This window comes from Bacillus sp. EB106-04-02-XG92 (genome assembly GCF_058791995.1).
Genome location: NZ_JBYTEA010000002.1, coordinates 458,581 through 476,032, shown reverse-complemented (window position 1 = coordinate 476,032; position 17,452 = coordinate 458,581). Strand labels below are relative to the sequence as shown.

Here is a 17,452-nt window from a genome sequence, read left to right as displayed (position 1 = left end):
TTTGCTGTTTCACGTGGAACAGCAAAAATAAATAAAAATATTTGGGAATTATAGGTATTTCGTATACAATAAAATAAGGAAAGGGATAGATAGAAAAGTAGGGAGATTATTTTATGTTAAAGGACTTATTTGTAAATACAACAATTATTCTTTCCTTTATTTTTGTTGGAGGTCAGATTTTAAGAGATAGGCCGTTAAAAGAAGAGTTCTCTTTTTGGCAGAAATGTGTAGTAGGTATTATTACTGGAATGTTAAGTGTATTGTTGATGTACTTTGGTGTACATATTGAAAATATTATGTTGGATCTACGGTATTTAGCGGTTATTTTGGCAATTATAATTGGAGGTCCGATAGCTAGTAGTATAACAGTTACGATTATTTTGATCACCCGATTATTTTTAACTGAGTATTCTTTAGCCTCTGAATTGGCTTGTTATACGATTATATTGATAGGTGTTGGGATTACTTTCATTTGGCGGATGAAAGCCTCTATATTTAAAAAGTGGATCTGGTTTAATGTATATAGTTTATTTATTTTAGCAGTGCCACTTTCTATTTTATTTAAGGATATGTCTATAGTAGCACTATATTTAGTTTGTAGTAGTGTTACAGCATATATCACATTTATAAGCGCAAATTATGTATTGCAATCCAATGAGTTGTTTCAAACGATGAAGCAATATGCAACGATAGATGCATTGACAGGTTTAGGAAACGTAAGACAGTTTGATTTAGAGATGAATCGTCATATCGGTAATAAGCGTATGAAAAATGATTCACTTTGTTTACTACTTATAGATATTGATCACTTTAAATCTGTAAATGATACGTATGGGCATCCAGCAGGAGACGAAGTGTTAAAACAAATAGGGTGTATTTTAAGAGAAATTTCAACGTTTCCAGATTTGGCTTTTCGAAAGGGCGGAGAGGAGTTCGCGCTCTTGATACCGAAAAAGGGATTAGCTTATGGAATGCGTATGGGAGAACAAGTACGTACAGCTGTTGAAAACCATTCATTTCAATTATTAAATGGAACAAGCATAAAAATTACAGTTTCAGTAGGTATTTCAGTGTATGAAGAATCACCAGATCAATTTATTCAAGCTGCTGATGATGCATTATATTACTCTAAAAGAAATGGCAGAAATCAGGTTAGTTCTGCATCTTAAAGATAGGATGACCAGAAGAGTTTATAAAAAAACACCCACAGAGAGAAAATACACACTCTGTGGGTGTTTTCATTTATATACTAGACAAGTTCTTTTGATGCAACGAATTTACGATATGCACCGTGATGCGTTGGGCCTACGTATTCGTTGATCTTGAATGAATAACGGATAGCAGCTGTGATAAATTCTTTAGCAGTTTTTACTGCTTCTTTCACAGGTTTTCCTTTTGCAAGTTCTGCTGTAATTGCAGCAGAATATGTACAACCTGCGCCGTGTGTATTTGTCGTATCGATTTTTTCTGATTCTAGAAGATCAAAAGTTTCTCCGTCATATAGGACGTCGATAGCAGTTTCTGTACCAAGCTTGCTACCGCCTTTAATTAGGACGTATTTCGCACCTAATGCGTGGATTTTTTTCGCTGCTTCTTTCATGTCTTCAAGAGAATTAATTTTTACGCCACTTAATTGGTAAGCTTCAAATAAGTTTGGTGTTACAACTAATGCCTTTGGAACAAGAACGTCACGTAAGCAATCATTCGTTTCAGGATGTAATGCTTCATCAGCACCTTTACATACCATAACAGGGTCAACTACTACATTTTTGAAATTATGTTTTTCGATTGTTTCTGCAACCATTTCGATAATTTCTACTGATCCGAGCATACCTGTTTTTAAAGCATCTACGCCAACACCTTCAATTGTCGTTTCCAATTGTGGTTTTAATGTAGAAGCCGGGATTGGGAATACGTTATGTGCCCAACCGTTATGTGGATCCATCGTTACGATTGTCGTAAGAGATGTCATTCCGTATACACCAAGTTCTTGGAATGTTTTTAAATCTGCTTGTATACCAGCACCGCCACTTGTGTCAGAACCAGCGATAGTAAGTGCTTTATTCAATGTCATTATGAAAGCCCCCTCAAGTGATATAATGAAAACTATGTTTTCACCATTATATCAATGTTACGAATAAGTACAAAGTGAAAAGTAGATGATTTACTTTAGAGGCGATTTAAAATCTTGTGTGTAGGAGATTGTGTATGTTTCGAGATAATCGTACAAATGAATTAGTTATATTAAAAGAGATTGCAGAGACGTTAAACACCTCAAATGATACATATCACGTGCTGCAAGCTGTGTTGGAAAAACTATTGAATGTAACAGGTTTAACGACAGGATGGATTTTTCTTGCAGATGAAAATGGTAGATATACGAAATTAATCGATTACCAGTTGCCAGAGGCACTTACATATGAAAACAAACGCCCGATGTGTGAAGGGGAATGTTGGTGTTTACGTGGCTTTGTGGATGGAAAATTAGAGCGAGCGGTTAATATTATCGAATGTAAAAGAATTAATAATGCAATTGAATATAATTGGGGAGATACAGAAGGAATCCTTCATCACGCTACAGTTCCCTTAAAGGCTGGAGGAGAGAAATTTGGTGTTTTAAATGTAGCAAGTCCAGGTAAAACATATTTTTCGGAAGAAGAATTAGTATTGCTCCAATCAGTCGCTTTCCAAATTGGGACGGCCTTAAAGCGAACAAAATTATATGAAAATGAAAAGCGAAGAGCACATTATTACGTGAAGTTGGAGCGGTTTATTCAAGCTTTAAAAACGATTCATAAGTTCAATGTATTACCTGAAAAAGTGGTAAATCACGTAGGTGAAGTATTTCAGTGGAATCAAGTCGCATTTTTTATTAGGGAAGAAATAGAGTTATCTTTGCGGGCTTCTTATGGTCAGAAAGAGTTACAAGAGGGTGTAAAAGAAGCGGCAAAGAATGCGTTAGAACAAGGTGAATCAGCTTTATTAAAACATGTAAATGGAGCTGTTATTGCTACGCCAATACATATTCAAAATCATATATTTGGTGTTTTATGTGTTAGTTTAAATAATGGGGAATTTGATGTTAATACAATAGATGTAATTCAAGCATTATCGAACCACGTTTCATTAATAATAGAGAATTTGAGATTAAACGAACAACGCCGTGAACTCGTACGAATGGAAGAAAGAAACCGATTAGCGAGGGATTTACATGATTCCGTGTCACAAAAATTATTTTCATTAACCTTTATGACAAAAGGTGCCGAGGCGGTTTTAAAAGGTCAAAATGAAAAGGTAGACGAATCTTTGCATGAGATGCGTGAATTAGCGCAAGGCGCTTTAAAAGAAATGAGGACGTTAATTTGGCAACTGCGTCCGGCGGGATTAGAGAAAGGATTATTACCTGCTTTAAAGCAATATGGTGAAAGTTTGGGATTGAAAATTCGGGAACAAGTTACAGGTGTTCGTGATTTGCCGCGCGTAGTAGAGGAAGCGCTATGGAGAATTGGACAAGAAGCTTTAAATAACGTAAGTAAACATGCGAATGTTAGAGAAGCGACGATTTATTTCAAAGTGACGGAGAAGAATGTATTATTAGAAATAGTCGATCAAGGAAACGGCTTTGTAGAAAAGGATATAAAAGAGAAGAAATCACTTGGCATGACTACGATGCGTGAAAGAGTAGAATTAGTTGGTGGAACAATTAAAATTGTAAGTGATAAGAAAAAAACAAGTGTAAAAATAAACGTACCATTATGATGTGAAAATGAGGGAAGTTCGTGAAAATAAAAGTATTGTTAGTTGATGATCATACAGTCGTTTTAAAAGGATTAGCATTTTTCTTAAGTACACAGGAAGATTTAGAGCTAGTTGGAGAAGCAAGTAATGGGAAAGAGGCGTTAGTGAAAGTAGGGGAGACAAATCCTGATGTTGTACTAATGGATTTATATATGCCCGAAATGGATGGTGTTGAGGCGACAGGGTGCATTAAAAAAGAATATCCGGATGTGAAAGTAATTGTATTAACTAGTTTTTCTGATCAGGCACATGTTTTACCAGCATTACGGGCAGGAGCAAGCGGCTATATTTTAAAAGATGTAGAACCAGATCAACTTGTTGAAGCGATTCGAAGCGCATATAAAGGTAATATTCAATTACATCCTGATATAGCAAATGCTCTTCTTTCTCAAACATTACCTGTAGAAGAAAAGGAGGAAGAACTTTCTATTCAAGTGAATGTGCTAACAGCGAGAGAAAATGAAGTGTTGCAGCTATTAGCAAAAGGGATGAGCAATAAAGAAATCGCTTCTGTTTTAGTTATTACAGAAAAAACGGTAAAAGCTCATGTAAGTAGTATTTTGAGTAAGTTGAATTTATCTGATCGGACGCAAGCTGCATTATATGCAGTGAAAAATGGAATTGTATAAGACAAAAGTCGTAAGACCTAGTTCGCCTTTAGAAGGTGGACTTTTTTTATGGAAAAATACGTCTATGTGAGGAAGAAATTGTCTTGATATAAAGATAAAATATGTTTGTAAGCAACAAAACAACAATTACAAGGGATACCTTTTTTGACAGCATATAACAACATAAGAGTGAGTAGTAGGAGGAAAAGACAATGGCAACAGTTTTATTTGTAAAAGCAAACAACCGCCCAGCGGAACAAGCAGTTAGTGTGAAATTATACGAGGCATTTTTAGCAAACTATAAAGAAGCACATCCAAATGATACAGTAGTAGAACTTGATTTATATAAAGAAGAATTACCATATGTAGGCGTAGATATGATTAATGGTATATTCAAAGCAGGTAAAGGATTTGATTTAACGGAAGAGGAAGCAAAAGCAGTAGCGGTTGCTGATAAGTATTTAAATCAATTTTTAGAAGCTGATAAAGTCGTTTTCGGTTTCCCATTATGGAACTTAACGATTCCAGCAGTATTGCACACATATATTGATTATTTAAACCGAGCTGGTAAAACGTTTAAATATACGCCAGAAGGTCCAGTTGGTTTAATTGGAGATAAGAAGATTGCATTATTAAACGCGCGCGGCGGCGTATATTCTGAAGGTCCAGCAGCAGAAGTAGAAATGGCTGTTAAATATGTAGCAAGCATGATGGGCTTCTTTGGCGCAACGAATATGGAAACAGTAGTTATTGAAGGACATAACCAGTTCCCAGATAAAGCAGAAGAAATCATTACAGCTGGCCTTGAAGAAGCAGCTAAAGTAGCAAGTAAATTTTAATTGAAAATAGAATCGTCACTCGAAAAAAGTAGCATTAACAGATAAACGTTAATGCTACTTTTTTTATACTTTAAGTTCGTCAGCCAGTTTTTCCAGTTGAATTCTGTCTTGTATGTAATAGGTTCTGCCGTCTTTTTTTAAATAATTTTGTTGGCAAAACTGGTTTAATACATATAACAGATGACGGTAGCTAACATTTAAGTATTCCGAAGCCTCGGTATGTTTTTCTGTATAACTGTTATTTTGTTCTGTTAATAGAATAAATGCCGCTAACCGGTTTTCGAACGGATAACTATTATTTTTGGCGTAACTTTCTGTTCGGGTAATTGTTTTTTCGCCGATAAATTTGCATAGTTTCTGTAGAAAGGTAGCATCTTGCAACAAAAGATGCTGACAATCTTTAAGAGGAAGCGCTAGGCATATACAATCTTCAATCACTTCTACCGTTTTTGTAACAGATTCTACACCAATTAACCCGAGTTCTCCAATGAACGAAGGTGCTTGAATAAAGTTAATTAAGGAGACCCTTCCGTTCTTGTGACTCATATATATTTTCGCCTTCCCAGAAATTAAGTAATAAAGATAAGGAACGTCAACTCCTTCACTACATATCTTTTCTTTCTTTTGGAAGGAATGTAGTTCAGCATACGGTAAGACATTAAAAGAAAAAAGAGTATGGAAGTTGGAAGTTTGCATGTAATGAGAGATTTCTTCGCTATTTTTGCTAACTTTCATGTTTTCACCTCATGTTTAGTATGAGATATCTCCTATTATGTTTACAAGAAGGAATGATACGATTTACGTAAATTTATTTTTGTAGAAAAGAGAGTGTGAAGGGCTTATGAAAAAATATAAAACATTGCTATTCGATGTAGATGATACATTGTTAGATTTTCAAAAGGCTGAGAAATTGGCGTTACGTATGCTGTTTGAAGAGAGAGGGATTCCTTTAACTAAAGAGGTTGAAGCGCAATATAAAAAAATTAATAAAAGCCTCTGGGATGCTTTTGAAGAGGGGGAAATAAATCGTGATGAGGTCGTAAATACACGGTTTTCGATTTTGTTGAAAGAATATGGGGAAGAGGTAGATGGAATATTATTTGAAAATAATTATCGCAGCTACTTAGAAGAAGGAAATCAGCTCATGCAAGGCGCATTTGAATTTATAAGTCAAATTCAAAGTGAGTACGATTTATATATAGTGACAAACGGTGTTTCTAAGACGCAAGATAAACGTTTACGTAATGCAGGATTACATCCCTTGTTTCAAGGTATTTTCGTTTCTGAAGATACAGGATTCCAAAAGCCGAGGAAAGAGTATTTTGATTATGTTTTTGCACGAATTCCTAATTTTGCTCCTGAAGAGGGGCTCATTATTGGAGATTCGTTAAGTGCTGATATTAAAGGTGGATATGTAGCAGGAATTGATACTTGTTGGTTTAATCCAGAAAAGAAATTAAATGATAGCGAGATTGTGCCGACATATGAAGTGCAAAATTTTGAAGAGTTATACGCATTATTGAAGCAACGTGTGTAATACAAAATAGGCAGTGGAACTTTTGTCCCTACTGCCTATTTTTATTCGTTTATAGCTTCGTTGTGCTTAGGAAGAGGAAATGCATTACCAATCGCTGCCGCTCCAAGCATCGGTAATAATAAATTGAGCGGGAAAAACATGAGTAGTAGTAATGTTATAGCAATTGGTTTTCTTAATGCATAGCTTGAAATTGCTGTCGTGACGATGGCTACCGAAGCGATTGGATCTATCGGGATAATGGAAGCTATAGCATATCCGATACTAGATCCAGCAAATATGATTGGGAAAATATGTCCGCCGCGCCAACCTGTATTTAAACAAACGGCAGTAATACATAATTTAAAAATCCCTGAAAGAAGTAGTACCCAGAAGGATAAATTGCTCCATTCCACGACTAAATCTTTTAATTGATGTTCTCCTGAGAATAACGTGTACGGGAGAAACGTTCCTGTAATTCCTAATAAAATACCACCGATAATACCGAGTGATAGTTTGTATTCTTTTAAGGGATGGAGTAATTTCTCTAATGTGAATTCTAATTTGAAATAAAAGAATCCAACTATAGCACCAATACTAGCAAGTGGTAGAAAGGCAATCCATTCGTTAAGAGAAAGGGAACCTTCTCCGAAATCAACGATAAAGGATCCGCGATTATCGAATTTACTAAGTAATAAATAAACGGAAAAACCAGCGAAAGTAGTAGCTAAATATACAATTGCTTTTTTCCCTTTAGAAAATTCGTTAATTTGCTCACCCTCATTTTCATTTGGAGCTAAATAACCGAATAATGGCGCGTTAAAAATTACACTTAAAGTAGCGCCAATTCCAACCTCTGTTAGTTCATTCATCCCCTTTAAGGCGAATGTAAAACGATCCCCTACCCATGTACAAAGTCCACCTATAATGCCAACAAGTGCTGCTTCGGGACCTAAGCTAGCTCCAAAGATTAAAACGATAATCGCAGTTAAAGTAGCTTTATGTACAAAGCGGTATTCAATTCTACCTGTTTTTTTATATTCACCCATCACTTCCGGCATAAGACGTGGATATGTGCCAAAGTATTTTTGAGTTAAACCAACGAGAATACCACCGATAGTTGTTACACAAATGGTGTAATACGGGGGAGAATAGAAGATAGTAGGTAAGTATCCCCAAATAAAGTGAATGCTGATATTTATTGTAACTAAAAATAACCAGACTGTTGCCCCCACTATAGAGCCTAAGAGAATGCCGTATAGGACGAGTATATAGTGCATGTCCTGTTTGTGTGTCATGTTATACCTCCGTTATGTAAGTTGTAATCTTAAAAGGATTAAATATGCTACTTTGAAATGAATATGTATAGTATTTTTTTGAGAGGGTGACTTATTCAACATATTGAGGTCTCGTGATAATTTGAAATGTATACGTTAAACTACTTATTTAATTCTATATAGTAATCAGAGGTTTTGAAAGGTCTTTTTCATATAGGTATGGAATATATTTCTTTTGTTATGCATGTCAAATTCTTCGTGTTTAATTTAGAACATTCAGAAAAACTAATTGACATTAGGAAATTATTGCTATAAAATCAACGGTAATTGCATAGTCTTATCAAGAAAAGGTGGAGGGACAGGCCCGATGAAACCTTGGCAACAGCCGTATAACGGAATTGTGCCAAATCCTGCAGGTAATAAATCCTGAGAGATAAGAAAGAGCCTTTAGAGCGTGTTTTGAAACTGCTCCTTTCTTGTTTTCAGGAAAGGAGCAGTTTTTTTATTTTGTATAAAAAGAAAGGAGAATGAGAGATGGGAGAATCATGGGGAAAAGGAACAATTTGTGTGCAAGGTGGCTATACGCCAAAGAATGGTGAACCGCGTGTTTTACCGCTTTATCAAAGTACAACGTATAAATACGATACTTCGGATGATTTAGCAGCCTTATTTAACTTAGAGGCGGAAGGGTATATATATACGCGTATTGGAAACCCTACTTTAGCTGCATTTGAGCAAAAGCTAGCGGATTTAGAGGGTGGTGTAGGAGCTGTTGCAACGGCTTCTGGGCAGGCTGCTATTATGCTTGCTGTTTTAAATATTTGTAGTAGCGGAGACCACTTGCTTTGTTCTTCCACAGTTTATGGCGGGACATTTAATTTATTTGGAGTGAGTTTGCGCAAGCTTGGTATTGATGTTACATTCTTTAATCCGAATTTAACTGCTGATGAAATTGTGGCCCTTGCTAATGATAAGACGAAACTTGTTTATGCAGAATCGCTAGGAAATCCAGCGATGAACGTTTTAAATTTCAAGGAATTTTCAGAGGCAGCGAAAGAGTTGGAAGTGCCTTTTATCGTGGATAATACATTAGCAACTCCTTATTTATGCCAAGCATTTGAACATGGAGCAAATATTATCGTTCATTCTACGACGAAATATATTGATGGTCATGCGAGTTCGTTAGGCGGCATTGTCATTGACGGAGGGAACTTCGATTGGAAAAATGGGAAATATCCTGAACTAGTTGAACCGGATCCAAGTTATCACGGCGTAAGTTACGTTCAAAATTTTGGTGCAGCAGCTTATATTGTGAAGGCACGTGTTCAATTATTAAGAGACTACGGAAACTGTATGAGCCCATTCAATGCGTATATTAGCAATATCGGTTTAGAAACACTGCATTTACGAATGGAGCGTCATAGTGAAAATGCTCTTGCGGTTGCTAAGTGGCTTGCTAACCATGATCGTATTGAATGGGTGAATTATCCGGGATTAGATAGTAATGAAAATTATTCGTTAGCACAAAAGTATTTGAAGAAAGGTGCTAGTGGGGTTTTAACATTTGGCATTAAGGGAGGATTAGAATCTGCGAAAGAATTTATCGCAAATGTAAAACTAGCAACTCTCGTAACGCATGTAGCTGATGCGCGAACTTGCGTTATACATCCCGCTAGTACAACGCATAGACAATTAAGTGCTGAAGATCAACGTTTAGCTGGCGTTACATCAGATTTAATTCGTTTATCGGTTGGTATAGAAGATGTTTCGGATATTATTGCCGATTTAGAAGCAGCGTTAGTCGGAGGCAAACAACATGCCGATCATAATTGATAAAGATTTACCAGCTCGCAAAGTGTTGCAGGAGGAAAATATTTTTGTAATGACGAAGGAGCGAGCAGAAACACAAGATATACGGGCATTGAAAATTGCTATATTAAATTTAATGCCTACAAAGCAAGAAACAGAAGCGCAATTACTTCGTTTAATTGGAAACACACCGTTGCAATTAGATGTTCATTTACTTCATATGGAATCACATTTATCCCGTAATGTAGCACAGGAACATTTAACGAGCTTCTATAAAACATTCCGTGATATTGAGAATGAGAAATTTGATGGGCTTATTATTACAGGGGCACCAGTTGAAACTCTTTCTTTTGAAGAGGTAGATTATTGGGAAGAGCTTAAACGTATTATGGATTATTCAAAAACGAATGTAACATCTACGCTTCATATTTGCTGGGGGGCACAGGCAGGTTTGTATCATCATTATGGCGTTCCAAAGTATCCTCTTAAGGAAAAAATGTTCGGTGTATTTGAACATGAAGTCCGTGAGCAACATGTGAAATTGTTACAAGGATTTGATGAGTTGTTTTTCGCCCCGCATTCTCGTCATACGGAAGTACGAGAGAGTGATATTAAAGAGGTGACAGAGTTAACACTATTAGCAAACTCTGAGGAAGCCGGTGTTCACCTTGTTATTGGGCAAGAAGGAAGACAAGTGTTTGCGCTCGGTCATAGTGAATATAGTTGTGATACGTTAAAGCAGGAATACGAACGAGATCGTGACAAAGGGTTAAATATTGATGTGCCGAAAAATTACTTTAAGCATAATAATCCAGAGGAGAAACCGCTTGTAAGGTGGAGGAGCCATGGGAATCTATTATTCTCTAATTGGCTGAATTATTATGTGTATCAAGAAACCCCTTATGTATTATAAAAAAAGATTGTGTAACACGTGGCAACGTTTTCTTTGTAATGATTAACTTATATTTTTCCGAATGTTCAAAAAACATTGTTTTTCAGATTTTTTACTCATATAATTTCATCTAAACACAATTTTTGAGGGGTGGACAGTATTATGAAAGAAATTCAAGTTGGTTTGTTAGGTCTTGGGACAGTTGGTAGCGGTGTAGTTCGTATCATTACAGATCATCAAGAGCGACTTATACACCAAGTAGGTTGTCCTGTAAAAGTAACGAAAGTACTAGTACAAAATATTGAAAAAGAGAGAGAAGTAGAGGTACCTTCTACTCTATTAACACAAAATGCAAATGAAATTTTAGATAATCCGAATATTGACGTTGTCATCGAAGTGATGGGTGGCATTGATGATGCGAAAGCATATATTTTACAAGCTCTACAAAGCGGGAAGCATGTTGTGACTGCTAATAAAGATTTAATGGCGTTACATGGAGCGGAACTCTTAGCAGTAGCAAAAGATAATAAAGCCGATCTGTTTTATGAAGCAAGTGTAGCCGGAGGGATTCCGATTTTACGAAGTATCGTAGAAGGACTTTCTTCAGATCTTATTACGAAAGTAATGGGAATTGTAAATGGGACGACAAATTTTATTTTGACGAAAATGTCAGATGAAGGGAGAGCATATAACGACGTGTTAAAAGAAGCCCAACAACTTGGATTTGCAGAAGCAGATCCAACATCAGATGTAGAAGGTTTAGATGCAGCAAGAAAAATGACGATTTTGGCTACTCTTGGTTTCTCTACAAATGTAGAGCTTGGAGATGTGAAGGTAAAAGGGATTACTTCTATTACAGAAGAAGATATTGAATACAGTAAGAGTTTAGGATACACGATTAAATTAATCGGTCTTGCGAAGCGAGATGGTGAAAAATTAGAGGTCACAGTTGAACCAACACTACTTCCAAATACGCATCCTCTTGCGGCTGTACAAAATGAATATAACGCTGTATATGTGTATGGGGAAGCAGTTGGAGAAACGATGTTTTATGGACCAGGTGCAGGAAGTTTACCGACAGCAACAGCTGTTGTTTCAGATTTAGTAGCTGTTATGCAAAATATTAGATTAGGTGTAAACGGAAATAGTGCAGTATCACCGCAGTATAAAAAGGTATTAAAAGAGCCAGACGAAATTGTTGTGAAGAAATTTTTAAGACTTCATGTAAAAGATGAAATTGGTGTATTTGCAAAAATTACTTCGTTATTCTCTGAGCGTGGCGTTAGCTTTGAAAAGATTATTCAAATGCCACTTGAAGAGAAAGGAAAGGCTGAAATTGTAATTGTAACGCATCGTGCGTCTCTTGCTGATTATGATTATATTCTACATACATTGCAATCGTATGAAGAAATAGATTGTTTGAAAGCAAATTATCGAATTGAAGGGGATGCTAAGTAGCATCTCGTATCATAAAACAGAAAGAGCCTATTAAGCAGCTTGCTTAATAGGCTCTTTTCTATTTAAAATCTTCGTACCAACTTGAATAAATGCTTGGATAATCCAGCCTGTTGTAAAGGATAAAATGATTGTTCCAAAATAGATAGGTCCATCTAATAAGAAGCTTAATGTTAAAAATAAGAATGCTAACGAAATTTCCGTTCTTCTAAATGTCCATTTCTTTTTCTCAGCAACTGTTAAAACGAAAGCTTCTTGAGGTGCTGCGCAAAGATTTGTAGAGACGTAAAGACCAATACCGGCTCCAATGAATAGATTTCCACAAACAAGTGTTATATATTTTGGAAGAGAACGGATAGCGTCCATAATAATTGTAATGGAACCAATCCAATCAACAAAAAGAGAAATAAGAACCATTGTTACAATTGTACCGATTGTAATTTGTTTTTTATTCCAAAAGAGGACGATAAGGGTAAAAGTAAAGTTAATCATAAAAATCCAAAAACCGATACTAATCCCGAAATTTTGATATAGTGCAATAAAGAAGGAATCATAAGGGCTAAGTCCAAAGGAAGTAATTGTCGTCATCATATTAATGCCGATGGCGAGAATGAGTAGACCGCCAATGAAAAATATATATTCTAATTTGAGTCGAAGCATAGTTGTATATCCTTTCAAAAAGTATTTGCTAGGAAAGGATATATTGTGGAAAGCTTACCAGGTCAAGGGAGAATTTTTTGCAGGGAAGGGGAAAATGAGATGACGAATATAAGGAAGATTGCTGAGCTTGCTGGGGTATCTGTTTCAACTGTTTCACGTGTACTAAATAATCATCCATATGTGAATGAACAGAAACGAAAAGAAATTTTAGCAATTATAGAAGAATTAAATTATACGCAAAATGTGAATGCAATTCATTTAGTGAAAGGAAAAACGAATGTAATTGGCGTTTTATTACCGCACGTAAATGATCAATATTATAGCGCTATTATCGAGGGAATATCAAAGGAAACAGCAAAGAATAATTATAATATGATGCTTTGTCAGACGAATTATAGTGAGGAAAGGGAATTAGAAATTTTGAATATGTTAAAAATGAAAAAACTTGATGGGGTTATTATATGTTCGCGGACAAATAGTAAGGAAAAGCTTGAAGAATATACGAAATTCGGCCCTATTGTTATGTGCGAAGAAATCGACTCGAATTTGATTTCGAGTGTGCATATTGATTACTATAAAGTGTTTTCGCGCGGAATGAAAAGCTTAATAGATGCGGGCCATACAAGTATTGGGTATTGCATTGGAAGAAGTAATAGCATTAATAGTCAGAGAAGAAAACAAGCATATGAAGATTCACTTCAACAGATGGCTGTAACACCGATAGAGGCTTGGAAGTTTAAAGGCTGTTTTACAGTGGAAGATGGGCGTAATGTGATTAGGGAATGGACCCGTATGTCAATAAAACCAACAGCGTTTCTTGTATCTTGCAACCATATTGCCGCAGGGATGGTAACGGAAGCGAAAAAACAAGGCATTCGTATTCCGGAAGATATTACGATTATCGGTTGTGATGATCAAGATGTGGCAGATATTTTAGGCATTACGACGATTTCGTATTGTAGTAAAAATGTCGGCGCAACGGCATTTGAATTATTATATGAAAAGATTAATGATGAGCAAATCGATATAAAGCACGTAGAGTTATTGCCAGAATTAGTACATAGAGAAACAACATAATAGATAAGGTGTGAAAATCGCTTTTCAAAATGGCGTTTGGTATAATTATGGACAATCTATGAGGGCTAAAAGGGGTTTTGATATGAGATCAAAAGTAGTAAAAGTAATTCTACTCATTACAATTGCATCTTTCTGTTTATTTGCATATGGCTTTGTTTCAGGTGTAAATGATGTATTAAATCCGAAAGCTTCAAATTTAATTAAGAAGACCGATGTAGTGGCAAAAGAGAAAAAGAAAACGGGAACGTTACAAATCGTAAGCTTAGGTGATTCATTAACACGCGGTGTTGGTGATAAAGAAGGAATTGGTTATGTTGGACGAATGAAAGAAGATTTACAAAAAGATTATAAGCAAAAGGTTGCTTTAACGAACTTAGCGGTTAGTGGTGCGAAAATGCCTGACTTATTAAAACAAATTGAGAGTAGTGGCGCTCAATATTCAATTAAGCAAGCAGATGTAATCGTTTTAACGATTGGAGGAAATGATTTATTTCCAGGTTGGGACTCGCTTGGAAAGATAGATTTAGAAACATATCGTCCTGATACAGAAACATTCCAGAATGAAGCGAAGAAAATTATAGAGGAAATTCGTAAGTTAAATACAGATAGCCCAATTTTTTGGCTAGGTTTATATAATCCTTTTGAAGATGTAGAAGATTTAAAAGGGTCTTCAAACATTGTTGTAGACTGGAACGCATCTTTAGAAAAATTGGCGATAAATAATAAAAATGTGTATATTACACCGACATTTGATTTATTCCAAAACCGCGGGAAAGATTTATTATACTCCGATCATTTCCATCCGAATGAAATAGGATATACATATATGGCGGACCGATTAGTGCAAAATGTTGCGAGTAAATTAAAACTAGAACAAGGAGGGGTAAAATGACGACGATACTTTCCGTACGAGACGTGAAGAAGGTAATTGGAAAGAAGACGATTGTAGAGAATATTTCCTTTGATGTAAAACAAGGAGAAGTGTTTGGCTTCCTAGGGCCGAATGGTGCCGGAAAAACGACTACCATTCGAATGTTAGTTGGATTGATTAAGGAAACAGAAGGCACGATTTCTATCGGCGGTTATTCTATTAAGGAAAATTTCAGAGAAGCGATGCGTCAAATTGGGAGTATCGTTGAAAACCCAGAACTGTATACATATTTAACGGGATGGGAAAATTTAAAACAATTTGCCCGTATGTTAGGTGGTATATCAGATGAACGTATTATTGAAATTGCTCAAATGGTTCATTTGGATGAAAGAATTCACGATAAGGTAAAAACATACTCACTCGGTATGAAACAGCGTCTTGGTATTGCGCAAGCGCTTCTTGGAAATCCCAAATTGCTCATATTAGATGAGCCAACAAACGGTTTAGACCCAGCTGGAATTAGAGAACTTAGGGAGTTTATACATAAGCTTGTGAAAGAGGAAAATATGAGTGTGTTTATTTCTAGTCATTTGCTAAGCGAAGTACAAATGATATGTGATCGTGTAGCTATTATTCATAAAGGTAAAATGATAACAGTTGCTAAGGTTGAAGAGTTAATTAAAACAGCAAGTGATCGCGTAGAATGGATTGTTACACCGATTCTTAAGGCAAAAGATATGCTAGAAGATGCTGAAGAAGTAAGAGAAGTGAGCATAGAAGATGATCGATTACTATGCCGTATGAATATCGCATCTATAAGTAGTTGGAATAAACATTTTGTAGAAAACGAGATAGATGTACATAGCGTTAAGGAGCTTGTATTTACGCTAGAAGATTTATTTATTGAACTCACAAGGGGTGAGAAGCATGCGTGAATTTGCGAATCTAGTTTTGAATGAATCGGAGAAAATTTATCGTAAGAAGCGTATTTTTGTTGTCATGCTTATTTTAGCAATCTTGATCCCGCTTTTCGTGTATGCGCAGTATCGTGAAATAGAAACGACACAAAAAAGGCTCGGTACAACGGATTGGAAAGTTTCACTGCAACAACAAATTGTTGATTCTCAAAACCGCTTGAACAACTCTAGATTACCAGAAGAATGGCGCGATTGGTTAAAGGTAAGAGTGGAGCAACAACAATATTATTTAGATCATGATATTAACCCAATGGCACCGGGCGCACCAACCTTTGTAAGGGCATTTATTGAGCAAGGAATTACATTGTTTATTCCGCTTCTCGTAATGATTGTCGCTATTGATATTGTTTCAGGGGAAAGAAGTGATGGAACGATGAAGATGTTACTTACGCGGCCTATCCGGCGCTGGAAAATACTTCTTAGTAAGTACGTAACGATGTTATTTTTCATTTCACTCATACTGCTCCTTGTAGGTGTATTTGCTTACATATTATCCGGGCTTGTGTTTGGGTATTCAGGATGGAATCTGCCTGTGTTAACAGGATTCGTCATTGATAAGGAAACGTTAAATACGAATTTTGTACATCTTATCCCGCAGTGGCAATACGTATTAATGGCGTATGGACTAACTTGGTTTGTTGCTATCGTTGTCGGAACGATATCCTTTATGGTTTCCGTATTAATTCGAAACACACCAGCTGGTATGGGCGTTATGTTAGCCGCATTAATCGCAGGTGGTATTTTGAGCTCATTCGCAACATCTTGGGAAGGTGCGAAATATATTTTTAGTGTGAATTTATCATTAACGGATTATTTATCAGGAAAATTACCTGCATTACAAGGTTTATCGATGGGGTTTTCTTTAATGAATTTAACTGTATGGGCCGTTGTGTCCCTAATTATTTCGTTTGTAGTATTTACAAAGCAGGATATGGTGAATTAATTGGACGGGAAGTGAAAGTATGAAAAATGTTTTAAAAAATGATTGGGGGCCATTATTGGCACCGGAATTTGAGAAAGAATACTATCTTACTTTAGCTAATTTTTTGAGAGAAGAGTACAGCACACATGTTGTTTATCCAAAAATAGAAGATATTTTTAACGCTCTACAATATACAAGTTATGAAAATACAAAGGTTGTTATTTTAGGACAAGATCCATATCACGGACCAGATCAAGCGCATGGTTTAAGCTTCTCAGTACAACCTGGTATTAAAACGCCGCCGTCCTTGCTAAATATGTATAAAGAACTTCGAGATGAATACGGTTATGACATTCCAAATAACGGTTATTTAGTAAAGTGGGCAGAGCAAGGAGTTTTATTATTAAATACGGTACTAACAGTTCGACAAGGTGAAGCGAATTCTCATAAAGGGAAAGGATGGGAGCATTTCACAGATCGCGTAATTGAGCTATTAAATGAACGTGAAAAGCCGGTTATTTTCATATTGTGGGGACGCCATGCACAGGCGAAGAAAAAGTTAATTACGAATACGAAGCACCATATTATTGAATCTGTACATCCAAGCCCACTATCAGCAAGACGTGGTTTCTTTGGGAGTAAGCCATACTCTAAAGTAAATACGATTTTAGCAAATATGGGTGAGAGGGAAATTGATTGGGAAATTCCAAATCTGTAAATAAAAAAGGTAGTTAACAGTCGTTAACTACCTTTT

17 protein-coding genes and 1 riboswitch are annotated in these 17,452 nt (G+C 36.0%); of the genes, 13 read left to right on the top strand and 4 right to left on the bottom strand.

The features are described 5' to 3' along the window. Positions 1–113: 113 nt before the first annotated feature. Complete coding sequence (locus AC3WVA_RS08405) at positions 114–1,169, top strand: GGDEF domain-containing protein (RefSeq protein WP_098344656.1); 1,056 nt, start codon at positions 114–116, stop codon at positions 1,167–1,169. 80 nt (positions 1,170–1,249) lie between these two features. Here AC3WVA_RS08405 and pdxK read toward each other — a convergent pair whose 3' ends face one another. Then, positions 1,250–2,074 carry a pyridoxine/pyridoxal/pyridoxamine kinase gene (gene pdxK / locus AC3WVA_RS08400; protein WP_000174251.1) on the bottom strand — a complete coding sequence of 275 codons (825 nt, stop codon included), beginning with the start codon at positions 2,072–2,074 and terminating at the stop codon, positions 1,250–1,252. A gap of 134 nt (positions 2,075–2,208) precedes the next feature. On the opposite strand from pdxK, the gene AC3WVA_RS08395 reads away from it, so the two are divergent. The 3 genes from AC3WVA_RS08395 to AC3WVA_RS08385 all read left to right on the top strand — a co-directional run bounded on the left by AC3WVA_RS08395 (position 2,209) and on the right by AC3WVA_RS08385 (position 5,245). Beyond that, positions 2,209–3,759: a GAF domain-containing sensor histidine kinase gene (locus tag AC3WVA_RS08395; RefSeq protein WP_098344657.1), complete on the top strand. Its 1,551-nt coding sequence runs from the start codon at positions 2,209–2,211 to the stop codon at positions 3,757–3,759. A gap of 20 nt (positions 3,760–3,779) precedes the next feature. Next, on the top strand, positions 3,780–4,427 hold the full coding sequence (locus AC3WVA_RS08390; protein WP_048527980.1) for a response regulator: 648 nt from the start codon (positions 3,780–3,782) through the stop codon (positions 4,425–4,427). A 191-nt stretch (positions 4,428–4,618) separates the two neighbouring features. Beyond that, a complete protein-coding gene (locus AC3WVA_RS08385; RefSeq protein ID WP_048527981.1) occupies positions 4,619–5,245 on the top strand; it encodes an FMN-dependent NADH-azoreductase in 627 nt (208 codons plus the stop codon). Positions 5,246–5,308: 63 nt separating this feature from the next. On the opposite strand, the gene AC3WVA_RS08380 is transcribed toward AC3WVA_RS08385, so the two are convergent. Then, on the bottom strand, positions 5,309–5,980 hold the full coding sequence (locus tag AC3WVA_RS08380) for a transcriptional regulator YeiL (protein ID WP_098344658.1): 672 nt from the start codon (positions 5,978–5,980) through the stop codon (positions 5,309–5,311). Between the two features lie 106 nt (positions 5,981–6,086). On the opposite strand from AC3WVA_RS08380, the gene AC3WVA_RS08375 reads away from it, so the two are divergent. Then, positions 6,087–6,782 carry a YjjG family noncanonical pyrimidine nucleotidase gene (locus AC3WVA_RS08375; protein ID WP_048527983.1) on the top strand — a complete coding sequence of 232 codons (696 nt, stop codon included), beginning with the start codon at positions 6,087–6,089 and terminating at the stop codon, positions 6,780–6,782. Between the two features lie 41 nt (positions 6,783–6,823). Here the strand turns inward: AC3WVA_RS08375 and AC3WVA_RS08370 are convergent, their stop codons facing one another. Then, complete coding sequence (locus AC3WVA_RS08370) at positions 6,824–8,056, bottom strand: chloride channel protein (RefSeq protein ID WP_349303060.1); 1,233 nt, start codon at positions 8,054–8,056, stop codon at positions 6,824–6,826. Positions 8,057–8,369: 313 nt separating this feature from the next. Next, positions 8,370–8,475, top strand: a riboswitch (SAM riboswitch). A gap of 94 nt (positions 8,476–8,569) precedes the next feature. Between AC3WVA_RS08370 and AC3WVA_RS08365 the strand changes: the two genes are divergently transcribed. The 3 genes from AC3WVA_RS08365 to AC3WVA_RS08355 all read left to right on the top strand — a co-directional run bounded on the left by AC3WVA_RS08365 (position 8,570) and on the right by AC3WVA_RS08355 (position 12,194). Continuing rightward, positions 8,570–9,868 (top strand): bifunctional O-acetylhomoserine aminocarboxypropyltransferase/cysteine synthase, encoded by a 1,299-nt coding sequence (locus AC3WVA_RS08365; RefSeq protein ID WP_048527985.1) that lies wholly within the window; start codon positions 8,570–8,572, stop codon positions 9,866–9,868. Then, entirely contained in the window at positions 9,852–10,757 is a 906-nt protein-coding gene (gene metA / locus AC3WVA_RS08360; RefSeq protein ID WP_048527986.1) for a homoserine O-acetyltransferase MetA, read from the top strand. The genes AC3WVA_RS08365 and metA overlap by 17 nt, the downstream gene beginning before the upstream one ends. Before the next feature lie 141 nt (positions 10,758–10,898). Then, positions 10,899–12,194 carry a homoserine dehydrogenase gene (locus AC3WVA_RS08355; RefSeq protein ID WP_087959125.1) on the top strand — a complete coding sequence of 432 codons (1,296 nt, stop codon included), beginning with the start codon at positions 10,899–10,901 and terminating at the stop codon, positions 12,192–12,194. Positions 12,195–12,224: 30 nt separating this feature from the next. Here the strand turns inward: AC3WVA_RS08355 and AC3WVA_RS08350 are convergent, their stop codons facing one another. Further along, a complete protein-coding gene (locus AC3WVA_RS08350) occupies positions 12,225–12,851 on the bottom strand; it encodes a YczE/YyaS/YitT family protein (protein WP_098344661.1) in 627 nt (208 codons plus the stop codon). 99 nt (positions 12,852–12,950) lie between these two features. Between AC3WVA_RS08350 and AC3WVA_RS08345 the strand changes: the two genes are divergently transcribed. The 5 genes from AC3WVA_RS08345 to AC3WVA_RS08325 are packed head-to-tail and all read left to right on the top strand — an operon-like array spanning position 12,951 to position 17,416. Continuing rightward, complete coding sequence (locus AC3WVA_RS08345; RefSeq protein ID WP_349303059.1) at positions 12,951–13,928, top strand: LacI family DNA-binding transcriptional regulator; 978 nt, start codon at positions 12,951–12,953, stop codon at positions 13,926–13,928. A 10-nt stretch (positions 13,929–13,938) separates the two neighbouring features. After that, on the top strand, positions 13,939–14,820 hold the full coding sequence (locus tag AC3WVA_RS08340; protein WP_180235620.1) for an SGNH/GDSL hydrolase family protein: 882 nt from the start codon (positions 13,939–13,941) through the stop codon (positions 14,818–14,820). Further along, complete coding sequence (locus AC3WVA_RS08335; protein ID WP_098320342.1) at positions 14,817–15,734, top strand: ABC transporter ATP-binding protein; 918 nt, start codon at positions 14,817–14,819, stop codon at positions 15,732–15,734. The genes AC3WVA_RS08340 and AC3WVA_RS08335 overlap by 4 nt, the downstream gene beginning before the upstream one ends. Continuing rightward, a complete protein-coding gene (locus tag AC3WVA_RS08330) occupies positions 15,727–16,719 on the top strand; it encodes a DUF2705 family protein (RefSeq protein ID WP_098344664.1) in 993 nt (330 codons plus the stop codon). Before AC3WVA_RS08335 ends, AC3WVA_RS08330 begins: the two co-directional genes overlap by 8 nt. Before the next feature lie 19 nt (positions 16,720–16,738). Further along, positions 16,739–17,416 carry a uracil-DNA glycosylase gene (locus AC3WVA_RS08325; RefSeq protein WP_195756011.1) on the top strand — a complete coding sequence of 226 codons (678 nt, stop codon included), beginning with the start codon at positions 16,739–16,741 and terminating at the stop codon, positions 17,414–17,416. Positions 17,417–17,452 lie beyond the last annotated feature (36 nt).

Bases quoted from the DNA above. Each gene is read 5' to 3' on its own strand.
- AC3WVA_RS08405 (WP_098344656.1), top strand. From the start codon at position 114: ATGTTAAAGGACTTATTTGTAAATACAACAATTATTCTTTCCTTTATT.
- pdxK (WP_000174251.1), bottom strand. From the start codon at position 2,074: ATGACATTGAATAAAGCACTTACTATCGCTGGTTCTGACACAAGTGGC.
- AC3WVA_RS08395 (WP_098344657.1), top strand. From the start codon at position 2,209: ATGTTTCGAGATAATCGTACAAATGAATTAGTTATATTAAAAGAGATT.
- AC3WVA_RS08385 (WP_048527981.1), top strand. From the start codon at position 4,619: ATGGCAACAGTTTTATTTGTAAAAGCAAACAACCGCCCAGCGGAACAA.
- AC3WVA_RS08380 (WP_098344658.1), bottom strand. From the start codon at position 5,980: ATGAAAGTTAGCAAAAATAGCGAAGAAATCTCTCATTACATGCAAACT.
- AC3WVA_RS08375 (WP_048527983.1), top strand. From the start codon at position 6,087: ATGAAAAAATATAAAACATTGCTATTCGATGTAGATGATACATTGTTA.
- AC3WVA_RS08370 (WP_349303060.1), bottom strand. From the start codon at position 8,056: ATGACACACAAACAGGACATGCACTATATACTCGTCCTATACGGCATT.
- AC3WVA_RS08365 (WP_048527985.1), top strand. From the start codon at position 8,570: ATGGGAGAATCATGGGGAAAAGGAACAATTTGTGTGCAAGGTGGCTAT.
- metA (WP_048527986.1), top strand. From the start codon at position 9,852: ATGCCGATCATAATTGATAAAGATTTACCAGCTCGCAAAGTGTTGCAG.
- AC3WVA_RS08355 (WP_087959125.1), top strand. From the start codon at position 10,899: ATGAAAGAAATTCAAGTTGGTTTGTTAGGTCTTGGGACAGTTGGTAGC.
- AC3WVA_RS08350 (WP_098344661.1), bottom strand. From the start codon at position 12,851: ATGCTTCGACTCAAATTAGAATATATATTTTTCATTGGCGGTCTACTC.
- AC3WVA_RS08345 (WP_349303059.1), top strand. From the start codon at position 12,951: ATGACGAATATAAGGAAGATTGCTGAGCTTGCTGGGGTATCTGTTTCA.
- AC3WVA_RS08335 (WP_098320342.1), top strand. From the start codon at position 14,817: ATGACGACGATACTTTCCGTACGAGACGTGAAGAAGGTAATTGGAAAG.
- AC3WVA_RS08330 (WP_098344664.1), top strand. From the start codon at position 15,727: ATGCGTGAATTTGCGAATCTAGTTTTGAATGAATCGGAGAAAATTTAT.
- AC3WVA_RS08325 (WP_195756011.1), top strand. From the start codon at position 16,739: ATGAAAAATGTTTTAAAAAATGATTGGGGGCCATTATTGGCACCGGAA.